Here is a 19978-nt window from a genome sequence, read left to right on the forward strand (position 1 = left end):
TTAAGGCAGGAGGAAGGCCTTATGAAAGACGAAGATACTTATAAACAAGTAAATAAGATAGGTTTAAATGAATTGGTAAGATATCTAAATAACGTTTTACGTATGGGAAGAATAGTACAAGGTATGTTATATAAATTTAGCGACACTTATTTAGAGAGAAACATTGAATTGTCCAAACAAATCGTAGAACAAGATGACAGACTTGATTTGATGGAGGCAGAGCTTAGCTATGTTGGTATGCATTTATTGTCTTCTTTTAATTTTACAGGTATTTATTTAAAAGCTTGCTTTATGAGCTTGAATTTAGTTCATATTTTTGAGAATGTAGGAGACTTATTTGAAAAAAATGCAAAAATTAACATAGACATTTTGAATAATCCTTATGTTATCAATTCTGCTAATTTTGAAGATGCAATCAATGTTACAACAGATAATTTTACTAATACATTATCGATGTTATCTGATTTTGTTAACATTGAGGAGAAAAGGCTAAGAACAAAAGAAGTTCTAGATATTTTTTTTAAAAAAGGGAAAAGTGTTTGCATGTTTCACGGAGAGGTATATTCACTAATAAAAGCTTATAAATCTTATCTTTATAAATCAAAAGAGTCTGTAAAAGTTATATCATTACATTTAGAAATACTAAATAATATCTTAATATTTTCTGACTTAACAACAAATATAGCAGAAAATATTATATGGGCGTTGACAGGAGATTTTTATAAATGCAGGAACAATGACTTAGAGCTTTTTTATTGTTTAGGAGAAGAATAAATGAGAAAACTCTTTAAATATGTTTCTAAAGAGTTTATTCCTCCTTTCTTTATGGGAGTGGCAGCATTTATAGTGTTTGTTAGCGTTGAATTGTTATATCAACTATCTGAAATAATTGTCAGAAATCACGTTGGATTTTCTAAGCTACTTATTTTAATATGGTATCATTTACCATACTTTATTTCTATGGGAATACCAGTAGGTGTTTTGTTCGGCGTTTTTTGGGCTATTTCAAAACTATCTGCAGCTAATGAAATTATTGCATTTCAAACTTTAGGTATTCCAACAAAAAAATTTGCAATTCCATTTTTAGTATGGGCGGTCATTTTTTGTTTTTTTACATTCATTCTTTTTGATACTATAGTTCCAAATTCTAATTTTAAGGCTAAAGAAGCTATGGCGTTATATGTTTATCAAAGACCAGAAGCTCAAATTGAAGAAAATCAATTTGTTGATGTTGGAGATGGTAGATATCTTTTTGTAAGGCAAATTGATAGAAATACAGGTATTTTGTATGATGTTCTTTTGTACGAAGTTAATAGGGATTCTACCGTTGTTTTCCATGCTCAAAAAGCTGAAAAAGGCTTAAATGGATGGTATATGGAAAACGGAAGGATGTTTAAAACAAATAAAGATGGTTTTCTAGACCTTGATATCGTATTTCAACAAATTGAATTAGATATACAACAGGATGTTGAAGAATTTTTGAATCTCTCAAAAGGTGCAAATGAGATGACTTCAAAAGAACTCAGAGAAAAAATCAAAACATTTTCTAGGTTGGGTTTGGACGTTTCAGGGCTGATAGTTTCTTATCAGTCAAAATTTGCTAACTCTTTAGCTCCTTTTGTTATCTGTATTTTAGGTATTGCATTATCTTTATTTTTAAATTTGACTAGTAAGTCATGGAGCGTTATTACAACTTTTATTCTGGTAGTTGTATATCAAGGGTCGGGGGCTTGGTTAACTGCATTGGGAAAAGAAAAAATAATTGATCCTTTACTCAGTGCTTGGATACCAAATATAATATTTGGAATAATTGGTATATTTTTGTTTCTAATCTTAGACACAAGATTTTCATACAAACTTTTAGAACCCTTAAAGAGGATTTTGCCTTTATTGTTTGTTATTTTTATTGGTAAAACAATTTTTTCTGCCCCTGTAAATATTACCTGTGATTCTTTTTATTTAAAAGATAATTTATTAATTTTAGAAAATGGGGTATTAGTTGAATATGAGGGTTCTAACATTGTTTCAGATAGAGCTGAGGGAGAGTTAAACGATGATGGAACAATTAAGACAGCTACTTTCTTTGGAGATGTTAAATATTTATATAACAGTGATATTTCTATAGAAGCCTCTGAAATAACGGTAAATTTCGAAAAAAATTCAGTACTTTTTTTAAACTCTTATACTATTCAAAAGTATAAAGGTGAAAATGATATAAACGTTAGAATATGGTCAGAAAAAATAGAAAAACCAGTTGATGAAAATGTAATCCATGCAAGAGATACAAAACTAACCACTTGTGAAGATTGTATAACATATTATTTATCTGCAAAAAAAGTTGATATTTATCCTGGGTATTTTCTCATTGCTAGAGATGTAGTGCTTAGTTTTTTTGGTGTTCCAACTTTATATCTACCTTTTTATTTTCAAAGTTTATCTGAAGATGAGGAAGTGCCTTTTTCTTTGACTTTTGCTTATGGTAATAATAAGATTTCTATTGAAACCAAAATTAATTATAAATTTGAAAATTCATCTAGTTTCCATTTGTCTAATAATATTATTAATGAATTAAATACAGGTGAAGTTTATCAGGATACTTTTTTTAGATATGGATTTCCATTATTTGAAGGTAGGATGTTTATTTTTTCTGAAATCATTTCTTCCACTAACAAGCCTGATAACTTGGGTATTTATTATGAATTTTTTGAGAAATCAAAGTTGGAATTAAAAATTGAACCTACAATTAACAACAAATATTTTTCTTTGAATATACCTAAATTAAAAACTAATTTTGGTGATTTAAAAAATATTCAGTCGCATATTTATTGGGATTCAGAAGGTTTTAAAGATATTCTATTTTTGAATTTAGAAACACAAGCTTTTCAGAAAAGATATGGTAAGTCGTTGATCTCATTGTCCAAAATAAAGCTTAATTCAAAGTCTTATGGAGATTTAACTGATCTTACTTTTGAAGAAATATGGAATACTCGAAAAGATCGAATTGAATTAGCTGGAAAGTATAATTTTTATACAGGCTTTACTAATATGTACGGAAATTTTGATTATACTTTTTCAAGTCAAGGTACTGAAACAGTTCAGAATAGGTTACTTTCAAATAATACATTTTCATATAAAGATACTTTATATGAGTATAAAAAAGATGATTTTAAATTAAAGTTTAATATGGATAGTAAAATTCGATTCAATTATGGAAAAGATTTTGTGCCAGACCAAAAATATTCAGAGGGTAAAACATTATTTGACTATTCTTTAAAACCAGGTATAGACATAAATTTGGGTATTTTTGATGTTGGAAATTCTCTTGAATATATAAAGGTTTTGGAAAACTCTTATTCTCCAAGTACTACTGATGAAATCAATTACCTTGATTACTTGGGTTATAATTTGTCTTTTTTTGAAAACAATTTATTTCATTCTGCAAGATTAACCCGAACATATGATCTGATGGATCCTGAAGATTTATTTGACTTAAAGGGGTTAAAATTGGAGACAAATAATAAAATAAAAGTAGTAGATTCTGAAAATATTATACAGACAAAAACTGATTTTAACATAGAAGATGATAATAATATATTCCCCGAAGTAACCAGTGTAAAAATAACAAATAATTTTTCTAACTATATTCATAGAACTGAATTTGATTATAAACATGAAGAAGATTTAAAAATAGAATATTTTAAGAATAGAGAAACATTTAAATATAACAGGAATCTATTACAATTAGACTATAATTTGTATTTAGGTGAGACAAAATTTTATAAAATCATACCTGAAATATATAGTTATTATGTTTTTTATAATAATGGTAATAAAATTTTTGGTAATTTCAACATCAAAAATGAGTATAATTTATACGAATTACGTTTTAATTTTTTAGAGAAGAATTCAAAATATTCGTTTGGTATTGATTCTAGTTATTTTGTCTCCGATTATTTAAAAACAGGATTTGAAGTTATGAATTGGGATAAAAGTGAGTTTGCTAACATTTCTTTTAATTATGATATTAAAGATAAATACTTAAACTTTACAGAATTTGAGATTCAAAAAAAGATAGTTTGTTGGACTTTCAACTTTAAGGCTGTTTTTTCAATTTTACCTCAACCTCAAATTGAATTTTTTGCCTTAACATTTTTTATTAATTATTTGCCAAGTAAAAATGTTAGCTTTAGTGATAGCGGAGTTAATGTAGGATTAATGTAAGATATTAAAAATATTAAGATAATATAAAGTAATATTTGTGGAATTCAGTTATTAAATAGGGAGAGATTATAATGCTATTATATGGGAACATTGAAAAACAAGAAAAAATGAAAATGATCGCAAAAAATATAGAATTATGTGAAAAATGTCCTCTACATTTAACAAGAAAAAACACAGTACCTGGTTCTGGAAACGTAGATTCTCCTATTATGTTTGTGGGAGAAGGCCCAGGCGCAGATGAAGATGCTTTAGGAGAGCCTTTTGTTGGAAGAGCAGGTCAATTGCTTGAAAAAATGTTGAAAGAACTTGCAAAGTTAGAAAGAAAAGATGTTTTCATTACTAATATTGTAAAATGTAGACCTCCTCAGAATAGAATGCCAACTAAAGAAGAGATTAAAGAATGTCAATCTTATTTAGATGCACAAATTTTAGTAATTAAACCCAAGATAATTGTAACACTTGGGAGTACTCCTTTGAATTATTTTACAGGATTAAATAAAATGACTGAATCAAGAGGTCATTTTTATGATTGGCATGGAAATATTAAAATTTTTGCCACTTTTCATCCAAGTTATTTATTAAGAAATCAAAGTAATGCCAAAGGTTCCCCACGATGGTTTGCTTCCCTTGATATGACATTAGTGGGCTTTATGTATAGAGCTTTTATTCAAGGAAAAAGTACCGAAGAAGTTGTCAAGATTATTGAAGAAAAAGTTAAAAGTTTGGAGCCCTCTGGGGGGATTTAGTTGAGACTTCTTTCTCTAGAGATAGAAGGATTTAAGAGCTTTGGAAGAAGGACAGTTTTTAATCTAGATAAGAATATTATTGCAATAATTGGTCCGAATGGTTCTGGAAAGTCGAACATAGTAGATGCTATTAGATGGCTTTTAGGTGAGCAATCACAAAAGCAAATGCGTATATCCGAGAAAACTGATATACTTTTTTCTGGTAGCAATAACTTAAATTCATCTAACGAAGCTAGAGTATCATTGATATTAGTAAATGATGATAATAAAACTGTAAAAATATCAAAGACTCTAGAAAGAAATTCATATAACAAGTATTATGTTGATTCTAAACAGGTAACATTAAAAGAATTACAAAGTGTGTTTGATACTGGAATAGGGAAAAACTTTTATTCTATCATTGGTCAGGGGCAAATTGGCGAAATAGTTAATGCATCTCCAGAAGATATTCGAAATATTGTACTTGATGCTTCAAATATCGCCAATTATCTCGAGAAAAAAGAAAATTCTCTTAGACTTTTAGAGAAGGCAAATGTTAATTTGGAAAGGATAAATGACGTACTTTTCATAGTAGATAAGAGATTGAAATCTTTATCTATAAGAGCAGGAAGAGCCAAAAAATATTTAGAATATGTTGAAGAGATAAAAAAGATAGGAAAGGTTTATTTTGGGGTATCTAAAGTAAAGTTTATGAATCAAATTAAAACATACGAAGATAAATTAAATGACAATTCTGAAAAGATAAAGGAACTATTAAGTCAGTTGTTTGAGATAGAAAGGAAATATCGAAGTCTTAAGGATGAAATTGAAAGTGTTGACAAACAACTATCAACGAGTGGAGATTTAGTAGAAAATTATCGTCAAAGATTGCAATTAATTGAAAAAGAAAAATTAAGTTTGTCCGATAAATTAAATAGTCTAAATTCTCAATTGTTAAATAAAAAATGGGAAAACAAATCTCTAGAAGAAAAGATTGTAGATCTTGAAGAAAAACTATCTACATTAAATGAACAGGTAAATAAATATAGAATTGAGAAAGAAGAAAAGGAAAAGTTATATAATTTAAGACTAGAAGAGAGGGAACAATCTTTAAAAATATTACAACAGAGAGAAGATAGATTAAAAGAACTAGAAAAAAATCTTTTGAATATTGAACCTATAATTAAAGAATTAACAAATAATATTGAGAAAAATAGAATTCAATTTACAAATAATAACAATAAAATCAGTTTATTATACGAACAAAAAAACTCTTTGGAATTATCATCTACTGAAATAAAAGAAAAGCTACAAGATCTTGAACGTGAATTAAGCAAAACTGAAAATTTTGAATCAAAACTAGAAGAATCCACAAAAAACGAAACTTTAGATTTGAAGGAAACTGAAGATAGATATAATCTAATTCATTCAGAAATTATAAAAATGCAGGAGAAAGAACGAGAAAAAAATTTTAATTACATAAATCTAAAAAGACAAATTAATGAGTATGAAGGTTATTCGGAGGTTACTAAAGAATTTTTTAAAAAGTTTGGAACTGATTCAAATGTTGTAGATGTTGTAGCTAATTTGATTAAAACAGATGAAAAGTATGAAGAGGCGGTTTCTACAATTGCAGGAGCAAGATTACAAAATGTTGTAATAAAAAACTCCGGGAAGGCAAAGGAATATTTAGAATATTTAAAGCAAAACACAAATGGGAAAATTACTTTTTTGCCTATGGATTTATTAAGAACTCGAGTGTCCTTAAAGAAATCTTTTTTGAACGAACCTGGAGTTATTGACTTTGTGCTAGATATTGTAACTTTTGACGATAGTTATAGAACAGTTATGGAATACGTATTTTCTAATGCCTTATTGGTGGATAATCTTGATACTGCAATAAGGATTTCAAAGATGAACTATAATGGAAATATTGTTACATTAAGTGGAGAATTAGTCTCAGGATATGGTGCAATAACTGGTGGAAAATCAAAATATGATTATTCTTCTTTTCTTCTGAAGAGAAAAAGAGAGATGCATGAACTGGAAGAGGAATTAGAGAAGATTAGAGAAGAAATAAACAAAAAATCAAATGTTTTAAATGCTTTAGGAGAAGAAGTTAAAGTAAAGCAAGAAAGATTAGAAAATTTAAGAGATAAGTTAAGAAATCTCTATGCGACTAAGAATATTCATTTGAGTGAATATAAAAGAATGAAAGAGGAAGAAGAGAAGATCAATGTACAGATTAAACAAGTTCAAGAAAAACTATTAAAATGTGAAGAAGAAAACACCTATTATACCAATAGTATGCAAGATTTTAAGATAAAATTAGAAGAATATCAACATCAACAATCTTCATTAAAAGAAGAAAAGAATGCTATCGTAAAACATATTGATAGTTTAAAAGAAGAACTATCTTCAAAAGATAAGAAAATAGTTGAGTATAAAATTGAATTAGAAGCGGCGATAGAAAAATATGAATATTTTAGAAAGGAATATAACGAACTTTCCGAAGACTTAATTAAAACTAAAAGAAGTATGGAAGAATTAGCTCAAGAAACGAGTAAAATAAATCAAGAAATAAATAAAATAAATGATACGTTTGAAAGTTTAGAAAATGATAATAAATTTTTAAATGATGAAATTTCAAGGTTATTTGATATTATGAAAGCTAGTAGAAGTGGTAAACACGATAAATCCAAATCACTAGAAAAATATGAAAATCAAAGGAATGAGCTAAAAGAATCTGTTAATAAGATTCGTGAGGAAAATCAAAAGTTAGAATATGAAATCAAAGATGTAAATAACAATATTAAGTTTTTAGTAGAGAAAGCTAAAAATTTAGGCATACAAGAAGAAGATTTTGAGTTGAAAGATTTACCAGAAAATGATATTAAAGCTTTAGAAAATAGGCTAATAGATTTAGAAGATTCACTAAAAAAACTAGGGTCTGTAGATTTAACGGTACTGGATGAATATGAAGATGTACAAAAAGAATATGAAGAGAATAAGAAAAACAAAGATGATATTTTGAGTTCAATAAATTCTTTGAAAAGTTCTATAAAAAAGTTAGATGAAGAAGCAGAAAGTCAATTTAGTGTTTTCTTTCAGCAGTTAAACAGTGAATTTGGTTCTTTTATATCTAAACTTTTTCCTAATGGATATGGTGAACTTAATCTTTTAGGAGAAGGAAAAACATTTGAAAAAGGGATTCAAATATCTGTAAAAAAGGCTGGAAGAAATTTCCAGAAACTCTCTCTTTTTTCAGGAGGGGAAAAAGCCTTAATAGCAATAGCATTTTTATTTGCATTGATTAATTTAAATCCAAGTCCCTTTTATATTTTAGATGAGATAGATGCTCCATTAGATGATATTAATACTGCAAAAGTAGCAGATTTAATATTAGAAAACTCCCAAAAATCACAATTTTTAATTATTACTCACAATAAACTCATGATGGAAATTGCAGAAATTTTTTATGGCATCACGATGAAAGATGGTGTAACTTATGTTGTACCAGTTGATTTTAAGGAGTTAGAAAGATGAAAACAATACTATCAACCGATCCAGGAGATATAGTTATACATATTGAAGGTGAAAAAATAGTTAAAATTGAATTTGCAAAGATAAAGACTTCTCAAATATATGATGATAAATCGAAAAAATTTTATGATATCATTTATAGTTTTCTTTTTGGAAAATTAGAAAGAGTTCCTATCACGTGTTTTGATATGCCTGGAAAAACACATTTTGCAAAAAAGGTATATAATTATCTTTATATGACTGAAAAAGGTACAGTTATCTCCTACAAAGAATTAGCTCAAAAAGTCGGAAATGAAAAGGCTTACAGAGTAGTAGGTAATTTAATGAAGAATAATCCACTTCCCATAATTATACCTTGTCACAGAGTAATAAAAAGTAATGGAGAACTAGGGAATTTTACTCCAGGAATAGAATGGAAAGAATATCTCTTAAATTTAGAAAAATATTCAATTAGAAGGTGATTATTGAATGAGTGAAGAAGGTAACAAAAAAAGGTTGCATCCAAATCTGTTCAAAGTACCAATAGATAAAGTTAGAATGGGGTATTATAGTGATAAATACTTTACAAGGTATGTTGAGGTTTTAAAGAAAGATAAGAAAAATGTGACGGTAACTTATCAATTTTTTCCTAGGGGAGATTGTATAGTAGTTGGACTAGACGAGGCTCTTGCTATTTTAAGATTTGGTACAGGTTACTATAAAGATGAAGAAAGGGCTAAAGACTTATTCAATGAGATTTTAAAATTAGAGAAATCCATACAAGATGCTTCAACTAGAATGGACAAAGATGAGTTATTACAACTTACTTCTAAAAAATGGGATATAAGAATGATTTTAAATAATTTGTGGGTAGACAAATGGAATGAAATTGAGGTAAGAGCTCTCTATGATGGTGACGAAGCCAAAGACATGGAACCAGTTTTTGTAATTGAAGGTAACCCAGCATACTTTGGTTATTTAGAAACTATTTTATTAGGTGTGATGGCTCGTGCTTCAAGTACAGCCACATCTGTCAAGAAAGTTGTCAAAGCTGCAAGAGGAAAACCTGTAATATTTTTTAGTGCTAGATTTGACCATTTTTGGGTTCAAACAACAGACGGTTATGCTGCTTTAAAAGCGGGTGCTTTTGGTGTATCAACCGATGCTAATGCTGATTATTGGGGGGTCGAATCATTAGGAACAATACCTCATGCTTTAATTGCCGCTTATGATGGAGATACAACTTCTGCGACTATTGCTTTTGATAAGCATATAGATGGACATGTGAATAGAATTGTTTTAGTTGATTGGAATAATGATGTCATAGGAACCTCTATTGATGTTGCAAGAAAGTTTTATAAGTACTTTTATGGGCAAGAACCAAATATTCAAGCTGGAGACTTAGCTAAAGTTATAGGAGAAGGTAAAAATAAAATTTGGGCAGTGAGATTTGATACTTCTGGAAATCTTAGGGATAAATCAGTTGTTCCAAAAGATAGATCCTCATTGGGTGTAAATCCAGAGATAGTGTGGCGTGCAAGAAGAAAATTTGATCAATTAGGAATGGAAGACTTAAAAATTATGGTTTCTGGAGGGTTTGATGCAGAAAAGATAGACCTTTTTGAAACTCTAGATGTAGCCGCTGATTTGTATGGAGTTGGGTCTAAATTGTTGAGGGAAAAATTGGATTTTACTGCCGATGTAGTGGAAGTCAATGGTCGAGAATGTGCAAAGGTAGGAAGGAAAAAAGGAGACTACTCAAGATTATCGAAAGTTGAGAAAAAGTATTGGGAATAAATTAAATTATTGTAGGAAAATGTCATGTTGAAAGAAATGAATTGATATGAAAAATAAGATATATTTAGTATATAAGCATTATTCTCTAAAATGTTCAAAATAAATGGTAGAAATCTTGAGAATGAGATAAGTCAGATAAACACACTATAAGAAATTAATTATTACGAAAATAATGGAGGTAGTCTATGTTCCCTTTAACAGTTTTCATTAGTCATTTTGTATCAGACTTTGCTTTTACAAATGTTTATTCCCCTAAATTTTTTGATATCAATAATTATTATAAACATTTAATATGGGTTGTTCTAGTATTTCTGGCTTTTAATTTTGATATGCTTAAAGGTTGGGGATTGTTAATTGTATTATTTAGCATAGTTATTCATATACTTATTGATATATTTAGAATAAATAGACAAAGAACTGATTTAGTTTTTGAAGTGTCTTCTTTGGTTGTTTTTTTATTTATTTCTTATCTTTTTAGATCCTTTTTTAAAAGTTCATTTATTTCGGAGGTATTTCAGTTTTATATTGTAGGTATGGTTGTATCAACAAGTTTTGGTAGTTATTTATTTAGAACCTTTAATGTTTTAGAAAGGCAGCAAAAAGATACAGTTGGAGCTTCTGAGAGATTAGCTATTTATATTTTTGCATTAGCTAATAATTATTTGTGGGTTGTTATTGCAATTGCTGCTGGATTGGCTTATAAACTTATTTTTGATAAAAAAAAGAATATCAAAGAATTATTTTTTTCACCGATATATGGATTAATTTCTTCTATATTGTGGAATTATCTGATGGTAACATTGTTTTAAAAGGATGGTTTAAATAATTAGGAGTGATTTTATCATGCAGACTAGAGAAAGAGACGTATATTATTGGCAAGAAAGAACTTTATTAAAGAATTTAGATACTGAATGGATAGAACATGTACTTTTTAAGATAGTTGATAAAGATAATATAGAAGGTATAGGTGCAGCTACTCCTGATATATATTTTGGTCAGACTTTTAAATCAACAATGGCAATCCTTGAAGAATTAAGAGAGTTTATTGAAAATGTTCCAGAGATAGAAAATATACAGACTATAGAAAATATAATTGACAAATTAATTAAAAATGAAAATACAGCAAAAACATCAATAATGTTGACAATTTGTGATTACATCAATAATAAGTATAATTTAGATATATCCAAACTTCTCTTTTCTTTTGATAAAGATAAATATCAAGAAAATATTTTTAGGATTTTTTGGAAAAAAAATTTGAATCTTCATGAAGTCTATAACACTTATTCTACAAACCATCAAGAACTTAAGTTAGAATTTTTAGAAAAACCTTCCATGAAAGATTTAAATGAGATTTCAAAAATTTTCCAAGGTAAACATGTATGGTTAGATTTCAGGGGTTTATTAGACTTTTATGAATTAACCAAAGCTTTGGAAATTTTAAAACCTCTTAAAATAGTTGCACTTGAGCAACCTCTTGCTAAAGGCAGGGAGAAGAAGGTTGAATTGATAGAATCGCAATATCCAATATTTTGGGATGAATCAATTGTAACACTAGAAGATTTACTAAGACTTCATGATTTTTCTAACGGGATAGTATTAAGTTTAACGAAAGTCGGGGGATTGATTAATGTAAAAAAAATTCTTGATTTAGCTGAAATATATAATCTTATTACAGTTATTTCTTCGGGCATTGAGCATCCAATTAACACTAGTTGGTCAAATAAGATAAAAGGCTCTTTTGATATTGTAGACCTGACTTTTGATTATTATATAACTGATCAAGACAACATATAAATAATTAGTTGAAAAATAAAAAGAGACAGCTTTGTGCTGTCTCTTTTAAAATAAATTAATTATCTTCTTCAGAATCTGTAGATGATGTTCCTGTTGTTGCTCCAGGGTCTTGATTGGGATAAATATGCTGACCTATCTTAATTATTTCCTGCTGCAATTCATCCATTAATATCTTAATTTTACCGATATTATCTTCTTCAATTGCTTGTTTTAGCTCATTATTTTTTGATTCGATGGTATTTTTGAGATCTTCAGGGATTTTATCACCATGTTCACGTAAAGTCTTTTCAGTTTGATAAACTAGTTCGTCAGCTTGATTCTTAAGTTCAATCTCTTCTCTAATTTTTTTATCTTGTTGTTCATATGCTTGAGCGTCTTTAATCATCTTTTCAATTTGATCTCTACTAAGCTTCTGCCTACCAGTGACAACCATTGATTGTTGTTTTTGGGTTCCTAAATCCTTAGCTGATACACTTACTATGCCATTTGTGTCAATATCAAAAGTTACTTCTATTTGTGGAACACCTCTTGGCGCAGGTGGAATTCCTGTAAGTTTAAAACTTCCCAGGAAAAAGTTATCTCTTGCAAGAGGTCTTTCTCCTTGATAAACTCTAATTTCAACTTCAGTTTGCCCGTCAACGGCAGTTGTAAAGACTTTTGATTTTTTTATAGGTATTTTGGTATTTCTGGGAATAATTACTTCCATCAATCCACCCTTGACCTCAACTCCTAGAGACAAAGGAGTAACATCTACTAATACCAAGTCTCTATCAGTATCTCCAACCATAATGGAAGCCTGAACAGCAGCACCAACTGCAACAGCCTCATCTGGATTAACATTCTTTGAAGGTTCCTTCCCAAAATAAGTGGAAACGAGTCTTTGAACGTATGGAATCCTGGTAGAACCACCAACGAGTAAAACAGCATCGATATCTTGTGGTGTAAGTTTTGCGTCTTTCATGGCATTTTCTATGGGCGTTCTTGTAGATTCTACTAAATCTCTAATTAATTCTTCAAATTTTGCTCTTGTCAATTTTTTCTCTAAATGAACAGGTTGTCCATCAACAACTGTTATGAAAGGTAGATTAATGTCAGTTTCCAATTTAGAAGACAATTCGATTTTCGCATTTTCTGCTGCTTCTTTCAATCTCTGCATAGCTTGTTTATCGTTTCTTAAATTGATTTTATAATCTTTGTTAAATTCATCAACTAACCAATCAATAATTCTTTGGTCAAAGTCGTCACCACCAAGATGGTTTAAACCAGAAGTTGCTATAACTTCTATGATGTCGTCTCCAATGTCTAAAATAGAAACGTCGAAAGTTCCTCCACCTAAATCGTAAACTACTATACGTTTTTCTTCTTCTGATCTATCCAATCCAAACGCAATTGCTGCAGCTGTAGGCTCATTTATTATTCTCAAAACTTCCAATCCTGCAATTTCCCCTGCTTCTTTAGTAGCTTGCCTTTGAGCATCATTAAAGTATGCAGGTACAGTAATTACTGCCTTCTTAATTTTGCCACCTAGATATTCCTCTGCATCTTTAACAAGTTTTTTTAAAATAAAAGCACTTATTTGTTGTGGAGTATAAACTTTATCATCAATTTTAATGGTATAATCACTGCCCATATATCTTTTAATTGATCTGACTGTTCTTTCAGCATTCAAAATTACTTGTCTTTTAGCAGGTTCTCCCACCAAAATTTGACCATCTTTTGTAAATGAAACAATTGAAGGTGTCGTTCTTTTACCCTCTGCATTTGGAATAACTTCAGGATTCCCATCAGGTTTAACCCAGGCAATAGCTGAATTAGTGGTTCCCAGATCGATTCCTACTACGAATTCTTTATTGCTCATTTTAATACCTCCTTTGAAATGACTTATTCAACTTATTTTTTGTATATATAAGGCATTATTTATCTATAACCCTTTACTTATATTATACTTTAAAAGAAAGAAATTTTCAAGTGTAAAAGTCAAAAGGGATATACATGCCAAACCACCTTTATATAAGCATTGCATATATTCTAAATATAATCTTAATAATAACGTATATCACTCTTAATGCAAGAGTGAAAAAATTGATTTCCTAATTTATTATTTTCTTATTGTATAATTCTTTTTTCTGTTATTACTATATCAACTTTAATATCGTTTTCGTTTTCCTCAAAATAATTAACAAGTTGAAAGTCGAAAATGATCCCAATAAGTAATGTTTTTTTGTTTTCTATAAAGTAATTATCGTAATATCCTCCTCCATATCCAATTCTATATTTTCTTAAATCATACGCAATTGCGGGAATAATGTATATATCTATTTGAGATGAAAAGTCGTTATTTATAGGTTCTGGAATTTTGTATTTGTTAGCTTTTAACAAATCTAAAGAATGTAATCTTGACATAAACATCTTCTTTCCGATTAACTTAGGTAAATACACTTCTTTTGATTCTTTTAATAATTTTTCAATTAAGGGTAAAGTATTAACCTCGTTTTTTATAGGATAATATAAAGCAATAGATTTATAATCGAGATCTTGCAATATTAGCAATACTTTCTTGATTATTTCTTTTGAATATTGTTCGTAAAATTGTGGCTTTAAATTTATTCTTTTTTTTAAAATCTCTCTGCGAATTTCTTCTTTTGTCATTTTTATCTCCTTCTGTAAAATATGAAAATTAAAAATCAACTTAATAGTTTATTATTGATTTTTTCACAACTCATTGATTTTATGATATGATAATATTATTATATTAATATTTATTATATTAACTTATTTAATTAGATGGAGGTTATACATGCAATATTTTTTTACTTTAATTTCTGGGATATTAACAGGTTTAGCGATGCCTGGGAATCTTTTTTCTTTTATTATCTGGTTTTCGTTAGTCTTTTTTCTTCGAAATATGGTCAATTCAAAGAATTATTATCAAAGATTTCTTCATACTATTATTTTTTCGGCTTCAATGTTAGTGACAACACTTTGGTGGTTATTTCCCACTTTAACCAAAAATATACCTCAAGTTTTGCAAAACTATCCATCATTTTTAGGATTCTTAGGATTTGTAGGAATGATCATTTTACTTATTCTTCCCTATCTAATAATTTGGCTTTTAGCTGAACTTTTTCATAGAAAAAACAGGACATACAATTTATTGTATCTTTCTTTATTTTATTCTCTTGCTTTTACTAGTGCTGAGATATTAAGGGAGTTTGGAGATTTAGCATTTACTGGAGGAAATTTGGCTTATGCTCTATACGACCACACCGGGTTAATTCAACTAGTATCAATAATAGGTCCTATGGGTATTACTTTTATTATTGTTTTTGTTAACTCATTGATAGCTTTTGATAAAACAAGAAATCGTAGTATTAATATGCTTATTATTTTCTCTTTTATTTACTTATTAAATTTTAGTATAGTTAGATTTTTACCTGATATTAATTATACTAATAATTCAATAAAAATTGGAGCAATACAGACTAATATACCTCAAGAAATTAAATATTCTTCTGATATTTACAAAAATTATTCAGTTTTTTCAAAAAATATATCTGATTTTCAAAGTAAAGATGTTGATTTGATAGTATTTCCCGAATCGTCGTTTCTAGAAGATATTTCTAATTCTGATGTATTAGATTATATGAAAATGGATATTCAAAATTCGTCCAAACCCGTCATTATAGGTTATCCACGTTTTGATGGAGAAAATTATTTTAACTCTGTATGGTTTTATAATGAATATGGTACTGTAATTAATGTTTATGATAAAATTAAATTAACGCCTTTTGCGGAATTTTTGCCTTATGAAGCTTTTTTTAATAATTTTCAGATGTTTAAATTGTTAAGGTATTATAGTCCTGGGGAAAAATTCAATATTTTTGAAATAGATAGTAAAAAATTTGGCGTTCAAATATGTTTTGAAACATATTTTCCTGAAATTTCTGCTTCTCAGGTTAAAAAAGGTGCGGGGTTTTTAATAGCAGTTACTAATGATGGATGGTTTAATTCAAAAACGGCACTTTTGCAGCATTATACTCAAGGAATTTTTAGAGCACTTGAAACAAGAAGAGATTTTGTGCAGATATCTAACACAGGTTTGACAGGATCAATTGATCGATATGGTAGAATAACTAATGTTTTTAAAGATCGACAAGAGAATAATGGCATTCTTTACGTTAATTACAATGATTCTTTTACTATATATTCGCAGATTTCAGCTTTATTAAAAGTTATCATTTTGATTTTAGCTTTATTGATTGCAATTTTTTAGAGAGTATAAAAAATTTATAAATTTAATATTATTATATTCAATTAGATTAGCGTTATCTATCACGAAAGTACAGGTAACACTAATTTTATATAATAAGAATAAATGAAATAGCAAATAATGAAACCAAAACATTACATTTTGTTATAAAATTTAGTTATTAATTTACAATCTTTTGTTATAATCAATTTGAATAAAGATTTGAGTTGTATTAACGTATTAGGTTATTATGGAATAAAGTAAACGAATCCTTTGGTACAAGTACCGGATAGTTAAAAAATTAAGAATTAGTGAGGATTAGAACTGAGGAGTATTTTGTAAAAATAATTGAATATTAAACATATATATAATGCAGATTTTACAATTTCTGAGGACAGCAAAAAAATCATAAGGAGGGATTTATTATGAATAAAGCTGGAAAAATTGAAGTAAACATATATTTGGATGAGAAAGCAAGAGAAACGATTTCTAGAGAATTAAACTTATATTTATCAAATTTACAAGTATTTTATGCAAAATTGCATAATTTACATTGGAATGTAGAAGGTAGGAATTTTTTTAAGGTTCACGAAAAATTAGAAGAGTATTATGACTATGTATCTGACCATATTGATGAAATTGCTGAAAGAATCCTTACTTTAGGATATAGGCCATTAGTGAAATTAAGTGATTATGCTCAAAATGCGACGTTAAAAGAAATTGACAGTAAAAGGTATGATGTGGAAGAATCATTAAATATTGTTTTGAAAGACTTTTCAGAATTAATAGGACAACTTAGAAATATAATCAAGCTTGTTCAAGAGTATGGAGATGAAGGAACTGCAGATATATTAATAGGTTCTCTCAAGGAATTTGAGAAAGACTCATGGATGCTTAGAGCTACATTATCTTAAAAATTTAAACAACAAAAAGCGGCAGAAGCCGCTTTTTTAATTTAATTATAAATTTAAAAATTTTGCCATTTGTATATAATTCTGTTTTAATGAAAAATACAATTTTTTGTATATCTCATAAAGTTCATCGTATATCTCAAACAAGTTATCGTCAGGTTCTATTATTTCTTTTATTTTAACCCAATTTAAGACATGTTCTAGATTTTGTCCATTTCCTAATGCAGCAAGCATAGAAGCTCCATAAGCTCCCCCTTCATCTATTTGAGGTATCTTTATGGGCATTTTAAAATTTGCTGCGACTAATTTAATCCATGTTTTATTTTTAGCTCCTCCACCTACTATTCTCATATCTTTGATTTCTGTCTTTTCTTTTATAAGTTCAAATGAGTCCCTTAATCCAAAAGTAATGCCTTCCATTGTGGCCCTTAGTATATCATTTTCATTATTTATCGAAGATATCCCGAAAATTACTCCGCGAGCGTTGGGGTCCCTATGTGGAGTTCTCTCTCCATTAAGATAAGGAAGAAATATTATTCCATTTGATCCAGGTTTAGAATTGTTTATTCTTTCTTCTATTTCATCCCAGCTTGAATGCGGGAAAAAGTGGTCTCTTACCCAATTTAATGTGTTGGCAGCAGATAGCATCACACCCATATAATAATATTTATTTTCAAGTACATGGTTGAAATAATGTATTTTCCCTTCTAAATCTGGTTTTTTGTTTTCAGTTATTGTTAGAACAGTTCCTGATGTTCCAATACTTACCATGGATTCACCTTTTTTGGAAATGCCTATTCCAAATGCAGCAGCAGCGTTATCTGCTCCACCCGAAACTATTTTACAGTTGTTCCACCCTAACTGACTTTTTAATTCGTTTCTTAGTTCTCCTCTGTCGTCGTAAGATAAATAAATATCAGGCATTATACTAATATCAATTTCAAATTTTTCAAATACTTCACTATCCCATGTATTCTTATTAACATTAAAACAAGCGGTTCCAGATGCGTCAGAATAATCTATTCCTAAATTTCCTGTTAATTTGTAGATTATATAATCTTTTGGAAGCAATATTTTTTTTATCTTGTTAAAATTAGCTCGTTCATTTTCTTTTATCCATAGAATCTTTGGAAAAGTAAAACCTTCAAGAAACGGATTTCCCATTTTTTCAATTACTTTTGTTTCTCCCCCCATAATTTCAGTTGCTTTTTTACATTGTTGAGTAGTTCTTTGGTCACACCACAAAATGGCTGGTCTAATAACTTGAAAATTTTTATCTAAACAAACTAAACTATGCATTTGGCCTGAAAAACCAATAGCAGATATAGTATGTTTTAGAGAAACATTTCTTAATATTTCAAGAACACCTTCCCACCACAAATTGGGGTCTTGTTCTGCCCAACCAGGCTTTGGGATGTCCATCTTTAAAGGCCAAGAATAAGTATCTAAAAGTCGTCCATTCTCATCAACTACTAATCCTTTAATCGAAGTTGTTCCCACATCGATTCCTAGGTATTTTTCCATGACAAATCACCTCAAACAACTATACTGTTTTTTCGTTATTTAACTATTTTTTCAGAAAAATCGTCCATAACTCTTAAATTTGCACCTGTTAGACAAGCTGTTTCTATATCAAAAACTGGTTTACAAGTCTTTGTGAAAGATTTTAAGGCGGGTTTTAAAGCCCTCTGTTTGATTAAGTTTTCTATTTCAATTAAGTATTCATTTGGAAACAAAGAACCATACCCTCCAAAAAGTACAAATTCCGGATTCAATATATTTATAAGATTTACTGCTCCTACAGATAAATAATACAACATTTGTTGTACAATTTCATAAGAATTATTTTCTCTTCTTTGTGATTTATCCAGCAAGTTTTTAAATTTTTCTTCGTAAGTATCTCCTTCAAGTTTTCCATTACTATATTCATATATTTTTGAAATTGTATCTATAGAAGCATAAGTTTCCCAACAGCCTTGGTTATTACAAAAACATTTTTCGCCATCAACATGAATACTCATATGTCCAAATTCCCCAGCAGTATAGTTAGGGCCTAAATATATTTGTCCATCAATTAATAAAGCTCCACCAATACCTTGAGATATGAATATGTAAACACCATTGTTTAGATTTTTTATGCTTTTATTAAAATATAATTCCGCCTGTAACGCCAGCTTTGCCTCATTTGCGATGAAAATCGACTTGTCCCAGTTAGGTAGGTTTCTGAGAAAAGCTTTTTTGAAATTAATGTTATTCCAGTTAAAATGAGGTACGTATTCTATAATCAAATTGTCTCTGTCTACCATTCCTGGAAAAGAAAATGAAATTCCAGCAATATTTTGTTCTTTATTTTCGCTATATATATGCTCAACAATGGATGAGACTTTTTCAAGAAAAGAAGCAAAACTTTTGGGTGTTTCAAATTTACTTATCTTTTCTATCTGGTTATTTAGATAACCCATTCCAACAATAGTGCTTTCTACTCCAACTTTTACAATTATCGACATAACAGCCTCTTTCACTGGCTCTAACTTTATAGGTTTTCTGCCAGGTCCTTGCGAGGACTTTCTTTCTCCTTCTTTAACGAGATTCTTGTCCATTAGATCAAACACAATCTTCGTGACAGTGCTTTTATCTAAACCTGTAAGTTTAGTAATTTCATTTCTTGATATTTGTGGAGAATATCGAATTAAATTAAAGACCATTAATTTGTTTGAATAGCCCATTCTTTCAGCATTTATTTTCTTTAGCTTCAA

14 protein-coding genes are annotated in these 19978 nt (G+C 28.8%); 10 read left to right on the top strand and 4 right to left on the bottom strand.

Annotated elements, in window-relative coordinates:
* Positions 1-21 precede the first annotated feature (21 nt).
* The 8 genes from DTL3_RS06470 (at position 22) to DTL3_RS06505 (ending at position 12062) form a co-directional block, all read left to right on the top strand.
* A complete protein-coding gene (locus DTL3_RS06470; RefSeq protein ID WP_045088013.1) occupies positions 22-774 on the top strand; it encodes a phosphate signaling complex PhoU family protein in 753 nt (250 codons plus the stop codon).
* On the top strand, positions 775-4221 hold the full coding sequence (locus DTL3_RS06475; RefSeq protein WP_052670413.1) for a YjgP/YjgQ family permease: 3447 nt from the start codon (positions 775-777) through the stop codon (positions 4219-4221). It begins immediately after the preceding gene.
* Positions 4222-4292: 71 nt separating this feature from the next.
* A complete protein-coding gene (locus tag DTL3_RS06480) occupies positions 4293-4967 on the top strand; it encodes a uracil-DNA glycosylase (RefSeq protein WP_052670414.1) in 675 nt (224 codons plus the stop codon).
* Positions 4968-8492, top strand: a complete 3525-nt coding sequence (gene smc, locus DTL3_RS06485; protein ID WP_045088014.1) for a chromosome segregation protein SMC — start codon at positions 4968-4970, stop codon at positions 8490-8492.
* Positions 8489-8950: a methylated-DNA--[protein]-cysteine S-methyltransferase gene (locus DTL3_RS06490; RefSeq protein WP_052670415.1), complete on the top strand. Its 462-nt coding sequence runs from the start codon at positions 8489-8491 to the stop codon at positions 8948-8950. Before smc ends, DTL3_RS06490 begins: the two co-directional genes overlap by 4 nt.
* 7 nt (positions 8951-8957) lie before the next feature.
* A complete protein-coding gene (locus DTL3_RS06495; RefSeq protein WP_045088015.1) occupies positions 8958-10265 on the top strand; it encodes a nicotinate phosphoribosyltransferase in 1308 nt (435 codons plus the stop codon).
* 185 nt (positions 10266-10450) lie between these two features.
* The gene (locus DTL3_RS06500; protein ID WP_045088016.1) at positions 10451-11074 is read left to right on the top strand and encodes a hypothetical protein; all 624 of its coding nucleotides are present in this window, start codon (positions 10451-10453) and stop codon (positions 11072-11074) included.
* 34 nt (positions 11075-11108) lie between these two features.
* Positions 11109-12062 carry an enolase C-terminal domain-like protein gene (locus tag DTL3_RS06505; RefSeq protein ID WP_045088017.1) on the top strand — a complete coding sequence of 318 codons (954 nt, stop codon included), beginning with the start codon at positions 11109-11111 and terminating at the stop codon, positions 12060-12062.
* A 55-nt stretch (positions 12063-12117) separates the two neighbouring features.
* On the opposite strand, the gene dnaK is transcribed toward DTL3_RS06505, so the two are convergent.
* Positions 12118-13920, bottom strand: coding sequence for a molecular chaperone DnaK (gene dnaK / locus DTL3_RS06510; protein WP_045088018.1), 1803 nt, complete (start codon positions 13918-13920; stop codon positions 12118-12120).
* Between the two features lie 248 nt (positions 13921-14168).
* On the bottom strand, positions 14169-14711 hold the full coding sequence (locus DTL3_RS06515; protein WP_045088019.1) for a 5-formyltetrahydrofolate cyclo-ligase: 543 nt from the start codon (positions 14709-14711) through the stop codon (positions 14169-14171).
* Between the two features lie 148 nt (positions 14712-14859).
* On the opposite strand from DTL3_RS06515, the gene lnt reads away from it, so the two are divergent.
* Both lnt and DTL3_RS06525 read left to right on the top strand, forming a co-directional pair.
* The gene (gene lnt, locus DTL3_RS06520) at positions 14860-16335 is read left to right on the top strand and encodes an apolipoprotein N-acyltransferase (RefSeq protein WP_045088020.1); all 1476 of its coding nucleotides are present in this window, start codon (positions 14860-14862) and stop codon (positions 16333-16335) included.
* Positions 16336-16736: 401 nt separating this feature from the next.
* The gene (locus DTL3_RS06525; protein ID WP_045088021.1) at positions 16737-17225 is read left to right on the top strand and encodes a Dps family protein; all 489 of its coding nucleotides are present in this window, start codon (positions 16737-16739) and stop codon (positions 17223-17225) included.
* A gap of 45 nt (positions 17226-17270) precedes the next feature.
* On the opposite strand, the gene xylB is transcribed toward DTL3_RS06525, so the two are convergent.
* Together xylB and DTL3_RS06535 are read right to left on the bottom strand one after the other, a co-directional pair.
* Positions 17271-18746 (bottom strand): xylulokinase, encoded by a 1476-nt coding sequence (xylB, locus tag DTL3_RS06530; RefSeq protein WP_045088022.1) that lies wholly within the window; start codon positions 18744-18746, stop codon positions 17271-17273.
* 35 nt (positions 18747-18781) lie between these two features.
* Entirely contained in the window at positions 18782-19978 is a 1197-nt protein-coding gene (locus DTL3_RS06535) for an ROK family transcriptional regulator (protein WP_045088023.1), read from the bottom strand.

Source organism: Defluviitoga tunisiensis (genome assembly GCF_000953715.1).
Taxonomy (GTDB): domain Bacteria; phylum Thermotogota; class Thermotogae; order Petrotogales; family Petrotogaceae; genus Defluviitoga; species Defluviitoga tunisiensis.